The organism is Staphylococcus sp. HMSC036D05, assembly GCF_001836225.1.
GTDB lineage: Bacteria > Bacillota > Bacilli > Staphylococcales > Staphylococcaceae > Staphylococcus > Staphylococcus caprae.
Genome location: NZ_KV827789.1, coordinates 113409 through 129658 on the forward strand (window position 1 = coordinate 113409; position 16250 = coordinate 129658).

Annotated in this window: 9 protein-coding genes; 4 read left to right on the forward strand and 5 right to left on the reverse strand. The window is 35.0% G+C overall.

Annotated elements, in window-relative coordinates; translation table 11 throughout:
- Positions 1-102 precede the first annotated feature (102 nt).
- Entirely contained in the window at positions 103-537 is a 435-nt protein-coding gene (locus HMPREF2580_RS11655; protein ID WP_070833313.1) for a GNAT family N-acetyltransferase, read from the forward strand.
- 18 nt (positions 538-555) lie between these two features.
- On the opposite strand, the gene HMPREF2580_RS11660 is transcribed toward HMPREF2580_RS11655, so the two are convergent.
- Positions 556-984 carry a GNAT family N-acetyltransferase gene (locus HMPREF2580_RS11660; RefSeq protein WP_070833316.1) on the reverse strand — a complete coding sequence of 143 codons (429 nt, stop codon included), beginning with the start codon at positions 982-984 and terminating at the stop codon, positions 556-558.
- Between the two features lie 137 nt (positions 985-1121).
- On the reverse strand, positions 1122-3173 hold the full coding sequence (locus HMPREF2580_RS11665) for an amidase domain-containing protein (RefSeq protein ID WP_070833319.1): 2052 nt from the start codon (positions 3171-3173) through the stop codon (positions 1122-1124).
- Positions 3174-3479: 306 nt separating this feature from the next.
- Between HMPREF2580_RS11665 and HMPREF2580_RS11670 the strand changes: the two genes are divergently transcribed.
- Complete coding sequence (locus tag HMPREF2580_RS11670; RefSeq protein WP_070833322.1) at positions 3480-6335, forward strand: YhgE/Pip domain-containing protein; 2856 nt, start codon at positions 3480-3482, stop codon at positions 6333-6335.
- Between the two features lie 380 nt (positions 6336-6715).
- Here the strand turns inward: HMPREF2580_RS11670 and manA are convergent, their stop codons facing one another.
- From manA to HMPREF2580_RS11685, 3 genes are all read right to left on the reverse strand, one after another.
- Positions 6716-7651, reverse strand: coding sequence for a mannose-6-phosphate isomerase, class I (manA, locus tag HMPREF2580_RS11675; protein WP_070833325.1), 936 nt, complete (start codon positions 7649-7651; stop codon positions 6716-6718).
- 13 nt (positions 7652-7664) lie between these two features.
- Positions 7665-9644, reverse strand: coding sequence for a PTS fructose transporter subunit IIABC (locus HMPREF2580_RS11680; protein ID WP_070833328.1), 1980 nt, complete (start codon positions 9642-9644; stop codon positions 7665-7667).
- Positions 9645-9722: 78 nt separating this feature from the next.
- The gene (locus HMPREF2580_RS11685) at positions 9723-11600 is read right to left on the reverse strand and encodes a BglG family transcription antiterminator (RefSeq protein ID WP_070833331.1); all 1878 of its coding nucleotides are present in this window, start codon (positions 11598-11600) and stop codon (positions 9723-9725) included.
- 436 nt (positions 11601-12036) lie between these two features.
- On the opposite strand from HMPREF2580_RS11685, the gene HMPREF2580_RS11690 reads away from it, so the two are divergent.
- On the forward strand, positions 12037-12954 hold the full coding sequence (locus HMPREF2580_RS11690; RefSeq protein ID WP_070833333.1) for a trypsin-like serine peptidase: 918 nt from the start codon (positions 12037-12039) through the stop codon (positions 12952-12954).
- 386 nt (positions 12955-13340) lie between these two features.
- Entirely contained in the window at positions 13341-16133 is a 2793-nt protein-coding gene (locus HMPREF2580_RS11695; protein ID WP_070833336.1) for a type I restriction endonuclease subunit R, read from the forward strand.
- Positions 16134-16250 lie beyond the last annotated feature (117 nt).

Below are 16250 nucleotides of genomic sequence, written 5' to 3' on the forward strand. Positions count from 1 at the left end.
TTCAATTCAGACATCTACTGCCAATATGTTTAAGAAAGTTGAGACAATGAATTCTACCGTCCTCACGTTTTGTATATTTTATAAATGAAAGGGAGAGGATGTATGACCTTATCTAAAATTAAACTTCAAGAAAAAGACTATCCCAAAGCATTAGACATTTGGGAACGCTCAGTCATTGCTACACATAATTTTTTAAAAGAGGATGATAGATTACAACTTAAAACTGAAATACCTACTTATTTTCAATATGTTGAAAGTCACTTATGGTTTGAAGGTGAAGAAGCGGTTGGATTTTCCGGAACTAATGAGTCTAACTTAGAAATGTTATTTTTAGATCCCCAATATTTTAGAAAAGGTTACGGAACGGAAATACTTCAAACTTTAATCAGAGAACATAAAGTTCAATATGTAGATGTGAATAAAGATAACCCTAACGCTGTAGCATTTTATATTAAAAATGGGTTTAAAAAGTATGGAGAATCTCCAAAAGATGCACAAGGAAGAAATTATCCTATTTTGCATCTTAAACTGCAGTGAATCTTATATTTCAATTACTTATTTTTTCCATTCCATTAATAGCTCTGTATGATTTGTTTTATCAATACTTGAATCAATGGTTACAAAGTCTAACCGTTTATAGAAACGAACAGCTCTTGTATTTTGAGCAAATACTTTTAATGTAAGTTCATTGTATTCAGACTGCAAATGTTTCATGAGAGCATGTCCGATTCCTTTGTCTCTATATTCTTCTTTAACAAATAATCCAGCGATATAATTATTTCGTAATCCACAAAATGCGACAATTTGATTATTATTCTTATACACATATATATCTGAGTCTTTTAAATAAGTGAGGACGTTACTATAGTTGTCTATCCAATAAAAACTATCAATGAAGGTATGTGTATCTAAATTAGCATTAAGCCAAATATTTCCTAAGGTTTTTAGTGTTTTTCTATTTTTCTTTTTTAAATGTTCTATCATTGATTTTACCCACTTTACTCAATTGATTTTGTTTACCTTTAACTAATGAAAAAGGCAATTTCTATAATCATTCAATAGAAATTGCCTTTTTGTACTAACTCGAGAGCTTAATGTCCCGATTCAACCTTTCTCATACATTATTTTCCTTGAATATAATCTAAGTCTGCAGCGTCAGTAGCATCAATAGTTCTGTAAGAAATGACACCTAGACCTTTAACATTAGATTCTGAAATAACGATAGAACCGTCATCGTTTACCTTTTCAACGAAAGCGACATGACCATATTGTGTGTCTGCGCCAAGTTGACCAGCTTCGAAGACAACAGCGGTATGATTTTTAGGTGAATGTGTAACAGAATAGCCTTCGCTTTCAGCACGATTATTCCAATTGTGTGCATCACCTAAATTGCCATCAAGTGAAGCATCATATTGTTGCATACGATTGTAAACATACCAAGTACATTGTCCTTGAGGATAAGGGGAAGCCTTACTACTCTCTACGAAAGGTTTGAAGTCACTTCCAGATGTATCCGTACCAATTGACTTAGTATATTTCTTAAGATTTGGCATACGTTTTTTATCAAATTCAGTTAAATTGTAATGCTTAATGATGCTATTTAACTTCTTAGCATAATCAGGATCGGTCGCATAAGAATGTGATAAATGTGAAGTCGCATCCTTATACGTTAATGCTTCATCTTTCCATGTTGGCTTATAAATATCTGGATTACCATCAATACCATGCTTAATTAAATCAGCATAATCTTGAAGTGAAGATTTCAAATTAGGGTATTTACGGAATCCTGCATTTATATTAAACATCTGATTATCAGTACCAGCTTCTAACGTATTAAAGTTAACCGATTGTCCATTATAATTCCCTTTGACACCGAATAAATTAAAGTTTGGTGATTGTGCTAAAGTACTTTTACCAGAGTCAGATTCTAAAATCGCTTGTGCCATCATAACTGAAGCATAGATATTTTCTTTTTGACCAATTCTATGCGCATGTTTAGCTATAGATTTAATAAATTGACGTGTATCTTGACTGTCTACCACATTGAAATTATCTTCCTCAACTTGACCATCTTCTAATTGAGGAATTTGTTGGAATAAACTTGTAGAACGCGTATTATTTTGTTTTACATTGTCCTCAAATGATTGAACAGGCTTAGATTTGTGTTTTAACTCATCATTTGTAGGTAATTGTGGATTCTCATTATGAGATGATTTAGAGTTCGTCGATGCTTTATGGCTCGCACCTTTATTTTGTTTATAGTTTGACTGAGTTTTCTTTGCATCTTCACTATATTCGTCTAGAATAGCATCCAATGCTGAGTCGGACATACTTGAACCTTTGTTCTGTCCTTCAGATTGAGATGGTTGAGTTTGTTTTGAATTTTGATGTTGCGACTGAGTTGGTGATTGTTGTGATGTATCTTTATTTGAATGTCTTTGTTGAGAAGAAGTGTCCTTTTTACCATCTTCTTTTTCCCATTGTGATAATGCATCGCTTACTTTTGAATCATCTGATTCTACATTTGAGGCTGAATTGCTATTATGTTGCGTCTGAGTTTTAGATTGTGATGATGGCTTTTCTTCAGTCGTTCCGTTAGATGTTGTATTTTGTTTCGGTACTGATGTGTCGTTAGAAGTAGAGGAAGCATTGCTATTGGAATCGTTTTGCGACGTTGTCGTTGAATGATTTGATTGTGTGTCCGGTTGTTCATAATTTGAAATATCAGAGTCAAAGTTAAATAGATTCTGGATTAACGTTGTTAAACTAAAGTTTTGATCATATTTATCACTTTTCAAAAGGTTCGACATTTTAGATTGGCTTTGCGAAATATTATTATAAAATGAATCGACTAAATTTGTATGGTCACGTTTATTTTTATCAGTTACTGCCGTTGTAGTTTGATGTGATTGAGAAGATGTTGAAGACTTATCATTTTTAGAATTATCTTTTTTATCTTGTTTCTTTGAAGATGAGGTATTACGCTTATCGTCTTGTTTATTCTTAGCCGTGTCAGTTGTTTTATCTTCATTTGACTGTGTATGATGTTGCGTCACATTCGACTTTGAACGTGTGGCATCTGAGTCATCTTTTGCAATGGCTGTCTGCGTTGTAAATGTAGGCATAATCAAGGTCGTGGACAGTAAATAAATTAATAATTTGTTTTTAGACATCTCATTCTTTCTCCCTCTAAAATTTTTGATTTAGGTGTGATAATAATTGAGAATTTGGTATAATCTAACTTATGACTTATATTGTTGACATGTATCAACGAAACGTAATGCGCCTTAATACATTTATTATACAAACCTTCCTTATAAAAATAAATTAATTTCTCAAAGATGTTATAAAATAATGTTAGTGTGATGTTAATTATCTAATGTAATGGGGCATTTTTAAGAGAATAGAACATAAGCCTTACGAAAATAATCAATATAGAAACAATCAATATAAAAGATCTTCTTAATAGGAGAGTGACTATGAAGAACGCACTAAAACTCTTTATCACAGATTTGAAAAGGGTAGCAAAAACACCAGGAGTATGGATTATCTTGATAGGTTTAGCTATTCTTCCTTCATTCTACGCGTGGTTCAACTTATGGGCGATGTGGGACCCATATGGCAATACCGGACATATCAAAGTAGCGGTAGTCAATGAGGACAGTGGGGATAAAATCAGAGGTAAAAAAATTAATGTTGGCGATTCAATGGTGAAATCGTTAAAGAAAAATGACAGCTTTGATTGGCAATTCGTCAGTCGAGAGAAAGCGGATCATGAAATTAAAATGGGTAAATACTATGCTGGAATATACATACCAAGCAAATTCACACATGAAATCACTGGCACACTAAGAAAGCATCCTCAAAAAGCAGACGTCAACTTCAAAGTGAACCAAAAAATAAATGCCGTAGCAGCTAAACTTACCGATACGGGATCATCACTTGTTGTTGAAAAGGCTAATGAACAATTTAATAAAACTGTGACGCAAGCCCTGTTAAGTGAAGCAAATAAAGTTGGACTGACATTAGAAGATAACGTTCCGACTATAAATAAGATTAAAAATGCAGTTTATCAAGCCAACAATGCTTTACCAAAGATTAATGAATTTGCAGATAAAGTAATTTATCTTAATAATCATCAAGACGAGCTAGATAATTATGCCAATAAATTTAGAGATTTAGGTAAGTATAAAGACAATATTACTGATGCCCAAGATAAATTAAATGCAGTAAATGCAGCAGTGCCAGCGCTCAACGAAAGAGCGAAATTAATCTTAGCACTAAATGATTACATGCCAAATATCGAACGTCTTCTCAATGTAGCAGCTAATGACGTGCCTAACCAATTTCCTAAGATAAATAAAGGCGTTAATATTGCAAGTCAAGGCATTGATGCGGCAAATGATCAATTGACAGATGCCCAAGGTTATCTCACGCAAGCGAAGCAACGTGTTAAAGACTATCAAGATGCTGCCGGTAGAGCACAAGATGTGAATGGGGCAGTTAACAATGATTTAAGAAATCAACAATCTACAGCGCAACAAAGTACCAATCAGACACATAAAGATGCAGGTAGAAGTTACTCAAATATGCATACAAGTCAAGTGAGTACAAACGGAGATGCTTCGCCTAAAGGTGACACTGTACTATCGGACAATGACGTTAAGTCTATGAACACAGCACTCACAGAATCTCTATTATCGTTATCAAATCAGACTGATAAACAAGCTCAGGCAACACAACAAGATATTAAAGCATTGAAGAATATAGCCTATGGTATTACCGCGTCAGATAAACCGACACAGTTTAAAGAGCCATTGGATAATGTTAAATCTCGTTTGGAAAATGCCACAAAATATAATCAACAAATGATAGATATCCTCTCAGAAATAGAAAAAAGTGAACATGTAGATTTATCAAAAGAAATTAAACAAATTAAGCAAGCGAATAATCAAATTAATGATAGCCTGCGCAAAACAAATCAACTGATTGACGCACTATCAAATGGAAGTTCAGGTCAATCAGAAGCGGTCAAAGTGTTACGTAGTTTACCGAAATTAAATAGCAATCTCGATTCGTTCCGCTCATATATTAAAAAGGAACTCAATCAAAAGTTATTATCTGTGTCCAACGAAATTACAGACCAATTGAATAAAGGTCAAAATACGTTATCAACCATCCAATCAAAACTTAATACAATTAACCAAGTTATCAATGCAGGTCAAGACATCTTAAGTAAAGGGAAAGAACGAATTGACACGATTCAAAGTGCGTTACCAGGCATCGAACAAACATATATTAACGCAATGCGAACAGCTCAAGATTATTTCCCAACAGTGAAGAAAGATGTCGCGCAAGCCGCTGATTTCGTTCGTAATGATTTACCACAATTAGAACAAGAATTGGCGAATGTGACGCAATCTGTTAACCAAAACTTACCAGCGTTATTCAACCGTTATGACAACGCCGTTAATTTATTAAATGAGAATCAACCTCGTGCGAAAGAAGGTTTAGCTTCTCTAGCAAACTTCGCGGAGAATAAACTGCCCGATGTTGAAAAGGACTTGAAAAAAGCAGACAAAGTATTCAAGAAGCTAGATAAAGATGACGCAGTAGATAAATTGATTGATACCTTAAAGAATGACTTAAAAAAACAAGCCGATACCATCGCTAACCCTATCAATAAGAAAACAACAGATGTCTTCCCAGTTAAAGACTACGGTTCAGGTATGACACCGTTCTATACAGCATTGTCAATCTGGGTAGGCGGATTATTGATGGTAAGCTTACTAAGTGTCGACAACAAGCATGAACATTTACGACCTATATTGACGAAGAGACAAATATATCTCGGTAAAGCAGGATTCTTCTTCATGTTAGGTGTGATTCAAGCACTGATTGTATCAATTGGTGACTTAGTCATTTTAAAAGCAGCAGTAGAATCGCCAGTATTATTCGTATCCATTGCTGTGTTTAGTTCACTAGTATTTAACTCGATTATATATACATGTGTATCAATGTTAGGAAATCCGGGTAAAGCCGTTGCAATTATCTTGTTAGTATTACAAATTGCAGGTGGGGGAGGAACATTCCCAATTCAAACAGCACCTCAATTCTTCCAAACGATTTCACCATATTTACCGTTCACCTATGCGATTGATGCATTACGTGAAACAGTTGGTGGCATAGTACCAGAAATTTTAATTACTAAAGTTGTGGTATTAACGTTATTTGGTTTAGGATTTATTATCTTTGGTGTTTGTATGAAACCTGTGATGGATCCACTTATGCGTAAAATTGCTAAACGGGCAGCAGAAAGTAAAGTAACTGAATAAGACATGCGAAATCCCCTCGAATTGTATTGTTCAATTCGAGGGGATTTTTAAATAATTATTTTTATTTTTATCAATACTTCACTTCGTATTGATTAGCTCCCTTGCCGCGGGCATGGCTTGGGAGTGATACAGAATTCTAGAATTTAAGAATTCGTATTATCACCCCCGCAAGGATGATTAGATGTTGAGCCATTTTATGAGCTCAATATCAATCAGCTACTGCGTAGCCTGTCTTTTAAAAATCAATTAACTCTACAAGTAGTCTCAAGACGCATGCTATTCCTGCAGGCGTGTCGCCATCAATACTTAGTTTGTCCACTAAAATTCAGTCTTTATCTATAGTTCTCCCAACTATAACTGTAGCTGAGGGGAAGCATACTTTAAGGATGGCTGATGATGAGCTCGATGTTTCCTTCAAATGTGATTGTTTGATCTTCTGATGTAAGAATGAAATGCATGCCTTTTTTAATGTCGTAAGTTTTATCATCGATTAAGATTTTGCCTTCGCCATCAATCACTGAAACTAAACAATAGGCATGTGGTTTATCCCATTGCATCTGATGATTAATCGTCCACTTTTCAACAGTGAAGAATTCATTCGCAACAAATTGCGTGTACGTGTTACCATCTATCTCTTTGGTAAGAGGAGACGTGTTAGGTTGTCGATTTGAAATATCAATAACATCTTTACTCTGTTCCAAATGTAATTCACGCGTATGTCCATGACTATCCTTTCTATCATAATCATAAATACGATAGGTTGTATCTGAGGATTGTTGCGTTTCTAAAATAAGAATGCCTGAACCGATGGCATGAACAGTACCAGCAGGAACATAATAGAATTCACCAGGATGAACAGGTACATGTTTAAATAAATGATCAAAGTCTTTGTTATCAATCAATTGATGAAGCTCTGCTTGTGAATCAGCATCTACACCATAAATAATTTCAGCTCCAGGTTCTGCATCTAAAATGTACCAACATTCTGTTTTACCGTATTCGCCTTCATGATGAAGAGCATAGTCATCGTTAGGATGCACTTGGACAGAAAGTTGATCATGTGCATCTAAAATTTTAGTTAGAAGCGGGAAGTGCGTTCTAGCATCATTCCCAAATAACGCTCTATCCTCATCCCATACTTGGTCTAGTGTTTTACCTTGATGTTTGCCGTTTAAGATGACGTTAGGGCCATTTTTATGAGCTGAAATAGCCCAACATTCTCCTGTTGAATCACTTGGAATATCATATCCGAACTGTGTTAAAGCTGAGCCACCCCAAATTCTTTCTTGAAATACAGGTTCGAGAAACAATACCATGTCTTACACTCCTTTATATCCCTTTTAAAATATTGTAGATTTCACTTTTATCTTGAGCGTGTACGAGTCTGTCTCTTGTATCGTCATGCATGAGTGATTTTGATAAACGTTGTAATAGTCTTAAATGTGTATCGTTACTGTCATTTGGAACAGCGATGAGGAATACCAATTGTGGTAATGAACCATCGAGACTTTCCCATTGAATACCTTTTCTATTACTCATAACTGCTACTACAGGTTGTTTCACCGCATTTGATTTCGCGTGAGGAATTGCTACGTTCATTCCGATAGCTGTTGTTGACTCTGCTTCTCGTTTAAGAATCGCGTCTTTGACTGTTTCTACGTCAGAGATATAATGATGTTCATTTAATTTTGAAAGAAGTGTATCTATTGCCTCATCTCGAGTGAGTTCAGATTTTGAAATATCGATAATATCTTCGCTAAATACATGATCTTCAGTATGCTTCGCTGTTGATGCATCTTGTTGCGCTGAAGTAGCTACACTATTTTGTGAAGAACTATCGTTTGCTGTTGGTTCATCATTTTCCAAGCCAGTGTCAGTCGCTAACGTATTCACGTCATTTGCAGGTGAATGTCTCTTGAAAATTAAAACCGCTAATGTTGTGACTAAACTACCAATAATGACAGCAATAAAGAACCACAGCACCTTATCAATACCACCAAGTACTGCCACAACAGGGCCACCGTGAGCAACTCTATCGCCTACGCCACCGAGTGCCGCAATAACAGAAGCCACCATCGCACCAATCATATTAGCCGGAATCGTTCTAAGTGGGTCTTGAGCAGCGAAAGGTATGGCACCTTCAGTAATACCAAAGAGTCCCATTGTAAATGAGGCTTTACCCATTTCTCGTTCAGACTTATTGAATTTACGTTTTTGGATAAATGTTGCTAAACCTAAACCAATTGGAGGCGTACACACTGCGACAGCAACCATTCCCATTACTGCATAATTTCCTTCAGCAATGAGTGCGGAACCAAATAGAAAGGCTACTTTATTAATAGGGCCACCCATATCGAAGGCAATCATTGCACCAATAATTAAAGCAAGAATAATAATGTTGGCACCTTGCATCCCTTTTAACCATGTCGTCAGAGCAGCGAAAATACTTGAAATCGGCGCACCAATAACAAAGATGAATATTAAACCTACAATTAACGAGGAAATGATAGGGATAATGATAATCGGCATAATTGGTGCCATCGCTTTAGGAACTTTAATTTGTTTAATCCATTTAGCGATATAACCAGCAAGGAAACCAGCGACAATACCACCTAAGAAGCCAGCGCCTGCAGTACTACCGTATAAACTACCGTCAGCCGCAATTGCACCACCAATCATACCTGGAACAAGGCCGGGTTTATCAGCGATACTAACGGCAATGTAACCAGCTAGAATAGGTACCATGAATTTAAAAGATAAACTACCGATACTTTCAATAGATTTCCAGAATGAATGTTCTGGAATGACTAAACCTTTTGGACTTGTTTCACCGCCAATAGTTAAGGCGATAGCCATGAGTAATCCACCAACAACAATGAATGGAACCATGAAAGACACACCATTCATTAAGTGTTGATAAATCATTTGCATTCCGCTTTTATGTTCGTCGTCCTCAGCATCATTTGACTGAGCATACGCGTCTGAGTCAGATCCATGATAGATCCGTGCATCTTGATCAATGATACGTTGAATTAATTCTTTAGGGTGATGGATACCTTCGCGAACATTTTCGTTGATTAAACGTTTTCCTTTAAATCGAGATAAATCAACTTGTCGATCTGCTGCGATGATAATGCCGTCTGCTTCTTTAATTTCTTTAGCAGTTAAAATGTTTTCTGCACCTACACCGCCTTGTGTTTCGACTTTGATGTCTACGCCCATTTCTTTAGCAGCTTGTTCTAATTTCTCTTGAGCCATATATGTATGAGCGATGCCATTCGGGCACGATGTTATAGCAAGTATTTTCATAGCTTTCACTCTCCTTTATTAAAGTGTAAGCGTATTCAATGCTATATAAAAAAGAATAATTGCCGTTATTAGTGGCAATTATTCTCTAATTTGTGCGATTAACTTATTCTTCAAAGCAACCTCATCTAACATACACCATTGATCGACCGTATGTTCATCAAGTTGAGCAATCGATTGAATGATTTTCTTCATCATCTGTGCATCTTTTTTCGCAATCGCCAGGAAGAAGACTAATTTCACATTATGTTGCTTCCATGGGATAGGATCGATCGTTTTAAATATAATCACATGTGACTTTAGAACCTTTTCCGGGTTACCGTGGGGGATAGCGATCGCGTTTCCAATATAGGTTGAAGATTGTCTCTCGCGTTCCATCGCGGATTCGATATAGCCATCTAAAGTCGCTTGATGTTCATCTAAGATCGTTTGCGCTCTTTTAAAGATAGATAACGCAACGGCGGAACCAGTATGTTCAATATCAGATTCAACCACAAATTGTATCGGCGATAAGGCGTCTCTTTGTAATGTAGGATTTCTATAGGATTGAATGAGATGTTCCACTGTTCTTTCATCATCTTTTGAAAATAAAGGGGAAACTTTAACAATTTTCGGTAAAGCATTTAAATCATTATTCGACAAGTCGATATCATGCGTTGTAATGAGTACGTCAATTTGGCTGAAATCATAGTGTTCTACATCTTCAAGTTTGAGCGTATCGACGATTGAAATCGACTGACTCAACTTCTTAATTCTTTCAGCTAATAGGGTTGATACACCTAAGCCATAGTAACACACGATGACGACGTTCATTGTAGATTGCATTTGCCGTTCAATGGAAGATTGAAAATGAATCGTCAAAAAGGCAATTTCATCTTCACTGAGTTGTATATCAGTATCTTTCGATAATTGAGCAATCGCATTATAAAGCGTATTAAAAATAAATGGATACAACTGTTTAATCTCAGATGTCAGCGGATTATTTAAATAAACATTACGCATTAACCGTATATACGTACGACTAAAGTGCATATAAATATTTTCTTTTAAAGTGGCATCTTTAGAAAATGGAATATCTACAGTATCTTCCATCAATTGGATTAATCTCTGAATATATCCTTGAATAAAAAGTCGTTGAAAACTCAAGTCAAACTGATTGAAATGGTAGCTAATGAAAAATGAAAATAAATGACTTGTTTCATCAGTGAGTTGATATCCAAGTTGTTGATTAATATCAGCAATACATCGTCGAGCAATATCTAAAGAGTCGGGATGAGCTTCCCATTCTACTTCTTCGGATGACGACCTTTTAATAATTAAGATTAAATGCACAAGTAACTGACGCACTTGATTATCTGAAGTTTGTAGATCGGCTTCTTGGATATGTTGTTTAATAATATGATGAATGCGTTGAATATGTGCATGGGGCAATTCTTGTAAGATTAAATCTTCTACTTTAATTTCATTAGAGGTAAGTTGATTAAGATGAAGAATGGCATTACTTAAGTTTGAAGCACTTGCGTCAATCATAATACCTTGTTTCCTTTTGATGACCATCGTGACATCGAATTTCTCACACCAATGCTGTAAACGTGTCACACAATCAAGCACATCATTCTTAGATAAATGAAACTGTGATGCCAGTTCGTTTAGTGTATACGTATGGTCGTCCATCAATAATTTATAAGCTATCGTAATTAACAACTTTCTCTCTTTGAAAATCCAATCATTCAGTTGATCCTCAATATAAGAAACGGAGTACTGATTTAGATTTAAATGATATCCCCTCGACTTAACACTCACAATGACTTCATCAATAAAGGTAGCATTAATCACTTTAATATCATTTCTCACAGTCCGATTGGAAACGTTTAAATAATTGGAGACTTCATTCCCACTAATGTATGTTTGAGCGTTGTTCAATAAGAGTTGAATTAGTTTTATATGTCTATTTATCATTGTTCATCTCACTTCTCCAAAAGTTTAATAGGAAAACGCTTACTTTACTAATAAAGTGTACTCCCTAACATCAGGATAGGCAAGTGCACATTTGGTGAATAGAAAATGAGTAAGATATTTAGAGAAGAGAAATAGTAAACTTTTTAATGATAAAAAAATAATAATATTTAACTTAATCTCATTGAGAAAAATATAAAAAAGCGAACTACTGGAAACTTAAGTGAATAAATATTTATCCATCATTTTAACTATTGTTATATTAACAATAAAACAAAAATTCAGATAAGTATAATATAGGTTTTTCAACAGTTAGGCAATTTTTCCAACGATTAGGCAATATTACACAAAAATGCACATTGTTGAGTTATAAATAAATTGTAACCTATAAATATATTAAAAATTTATCACGTGATAAAAAACTATTGGAGGTTTTAAAATGAGAAAAATTTTTTTATCTATAGGTTTTATAACAATTGCAATTTTAGCAACCACGGTCTTATTAAATATCTCTCAGGCAAGCGAAAAAAGTACGCCACAAGCTGATTCAATGCATCAAGCAAGTCACAAAAAGGTTACAAACGAAAATGGTAAAGCCAATAAGAAAGTTAAGCCTCTCGGATCCCGAAAATTTCCAAGTGTTATCCTCCCGAACAACAATCGACATCAAATCTCAAATACGCAAGAAGGACATTATGCCCCAGTTTCATTTGTGAAAATTTATAATGACAATGGTGACCTCGTGGCCTCAGGTTCTGGTATTGTCGTTGGTGAAAACGAAATTTTAACAAATAAACATATTGTTGATGCCGCACATAATAACCCAGATAATCTCGGTGTTGCCCCATCTTCTAAAAGTGAAAATGAGATGCCTAACGGTGAATTCAAAGGACAAGAAATTAAAAAATACCCAGGAAATGGCGATTTATCAATTTTAAAAGTACACCCAAATGAAGATAATAAAAAAATAGGAGACGTTGTAACTCCAGCTAAAATTAGTAGTAACTCAAATACTCAAACTGACCAAGATATCACAGTGACTGGATATCCAGGAGATAAACCTTTAGCGACAATGTGGGAAAGTAAAGGTAAAATCTTATCAATTAACGGTAACCAAATGACATATGATTTAAGTACTTATGGAGGAAATTCAGGTTCTCCAGTATTTAATGAAAACAACGAAGTGATTGGTATACATTATGGTGGTGTAGAACACAAACATAATAGTGCAGTATTCATTAATGAAGATGTTCAAAACTTCTTAAAACAAAATATACCAAGCATACAAATAAATGAAAAAAATACAAACCTTGAAAAATCTCATGATGGTAACAACAATTATAAAAAAGCAGCATAATCTAGTTAATAGTAAAGACGAGATTTTTTGAACTACTCGCAAGTTACTTAACTATAAAATGGAAACGACATACAATAGCTTGTTGTTATAAAGACAACGAATCACACTTTAACGACCAACAAAATCTATACTACAAATACGAACAATAGAGAATTACAAGATAAAAGGAAGGGGGAGACCCCTTCTTTTTTAATGTCTTAAATATAAAATATTGTTAGAACAGATGATTCAACAACCACTCCTATCAATCATTAATTCAAATTAATATGTGCATGTAAAAGCTATTGTATTAATAACTTTTGCATGTGCATTTTTTATTTCCCACTATATATTGACGTCAACAAATATGATATATTTTAATTAAATTATTTTTATTGGGTGATGGTATGGGGTATCAAAGCGAATATGCCTTAGAAGAAGATGTAATTCAACAATTAGTAAGCCAAGGATATGAAAGAGTTCAACTGCGAGATCACGCACAACTCGTAGATAATTTCCGCGCAATACTTAACGAACGTAACAAAGATAAACTTAATGGCGAACCATTAACAGATGCTGAATTTCGCAGAATTATGATAGACATTAGCGATAAAAGTGTCTTTGAAAGTGCAATGATATTAAGGGATAAGTATGTCCTTGAACGCGATGATGAAACGAAAGTCTATCTTAGCTTCATGGATACGCACAAGTGGTGTAAGAATAAATTCCAGGTGACGAACCAAGTCACTGTTGAAGATCAATATAAGAGTCGCTACGACGTAACCATTCTTATCAACGGTCTGCCACTCGTTCAAATCGAATTGAAGCGAAGCGGTATCGCAATCTCTCAAGCATTCAACCAAATCGAACGTTACCGTAAGCAGAATTATAGAGGTTTGTTTAGATTCATTCAGCTCTTCGTTATTAGTAATAAGATGGAAACACGCTACTACGCGAACAGCGATCAAAAGATTTTCAAGAGCTTTATGTTCTATTGGAGCGATAAGAACAATCAACGCATCAATGTGCTCAAAGACTTTATCCAAGACTTCCTCAGTCCATGCAAAGTAGCAAAGATGATTAGTCGTTACATGATTATCAATGAAACAGACAAGATCCTTATGGCACTGAGACCGTATCAAGTGTACGCGGTTGAAGCGCTCATCAAACGTGCGACAGAAACGAATAACAATGGCTATATTTGGCATACTACGGGAAGCGGTAAGACGTTGACGTCATTCAAGACCAGTCAAATCCTCTCTAGAGAGCCTAATATCAACAAAGTCATCTTCCTAGTCGACCGTAAGGACCTTGATAGTCAAACGCTCGCCGAATTCAATAAATTTGAAAATGACTCCGTCGACCTTACCGACAATACACGTAAATTACTACAACAATTAGAAGACCCTACTCAGAATCTTATCGTTACGACAATACAAAAGATGGCGAATGCGATCAAAACAGGACATAAAGCCATTCAACGATATAAAGAAGATAAAGTAGTCTTCATTATAGATGAATGTCATCGTACACAATTCGGTGAAATGCATCGTGTCATTAAGCAAAACTTCAAGAATGCGCAATACTTTGGTTTCACGGGTACACCACGTTTCGAAGAGAATGCAAGTCAAGATGGTCGTGCAACAGCGGATATCTTCGGTAAATGTCTTCATACTTACCTAATTAAAGATGCGATACGTGATGGCAACGTACTCGGATTTTCAGTCGAATATCTCAATACGTTCGACACATTAAAGGACAATATTGATGAAGAATATGTGACTAAGATAGACGAGAATGAGATCTGGATGGCTGACGACCGTCTTAAGAAAGTAGCCCAACATCTTGTGACGAACCATCATAAGAAGACGCGTAATCAGAAATACACGTCTATCTTTACTGTTCAAAGCATACCAATGGCGATCAAATATTATAAAGTCTTTAAAGAGATGAGAGAAGCGGGTCTCCACGATCTTAATGTCTCTACCATCTTTACTTATAACCCTAATGAAGACATTCATAAAAATGAAAATCTCAAGCATTCACGTGAAGAGTTAGAAACAGTTATCGAAGATTATAACGAGATGTTTAATAAGAACTATTCTACAGACACATTTGATGGATTCTTTAACGATGTGTCTCAACGTGTAAAGAATGGCATTCCAAGTGAACGATTAGATATCTTAATCGTCGTAGATATGTTCTTAACAGGTTTCGATAGTAAAAAGTTAAATACCTTATACGTCGATAGAAATCTACAATATCATACGTTGATTCAGGCATATTCACGTACGAATCGTGTGGAAGAAGATACGAAACCTTATGGTAATATCGTATGTTACCGTAATTTGAAAGAAAATACGGATAAAGCAATTGAGTTATTCTCTCAAACAAATGATATCGATACAGTGCTAAGTGCATCATTTGATGAATATTTGATTGAATTTAGGAAGCGATTAATAGATTTATACAAAATTGCAGACACACCTGAGAAAGTAGACCGACTAGAGCGTGAAGATGATATTAAAGCGTTCGTATTAATCTTCCGTGATTTAGCACGTTTAATGCAAATGCTTAAAACGTTTGATGAATTTAAATTTGATAAAGATAAGATAGGTATTGCAGGACAAACATTTGAAGATTTCAAAGGTAAATATCTCAATTTATATGATGAAGTTCGTAAGAAAGATAAAAGAGCGATAGAGAAAGTCTCAGTTCTAGATGATATTGATTTCGAGGTCGAGATATTAAGAAACGATTTGATTAACGTTCAATATATTTTAGATTTATTGAACCAAATTGATTTAACCGATAAAGAACAAACTGAGAAAGCACGTCATCAAATTCGTAAATTACTCGAACAAGCAGACGATGATAAATTAAGACTGAAGGCAGACTTAATTCGTGAATTCTTGGATAGTGTGATTCCACATCTTGAAGAAGGTACAGCAATTGACGATGCGTATTATGAATTTGAAGAGGAAGTTAAAGAGGGCGAATTACAAGATTTCGCGAAAGACCAAACATATCCAATTGACTTATTGAAGAAACTTGTCAATGAATATGAGTATAGCGGACAGCTAGATAATAATTTAGTTGAAGAAGGCGTGTCTGGTGGATTGCTTGTACGTACTAAGAAGATTGATAATGTTAAATCATTCGTTCAAGAAACCGTTGAAAAGTACGGAGCCGTAAATTAACTACTATAAAGATACTTTAGATTTTATAGGTTTAAACTACTTTTATAAAATATTCTATAAATACTGTAAGTTAGGTGGGTGTTCCCACTTAACTTATTTTATTTTGTGCTATAAAAT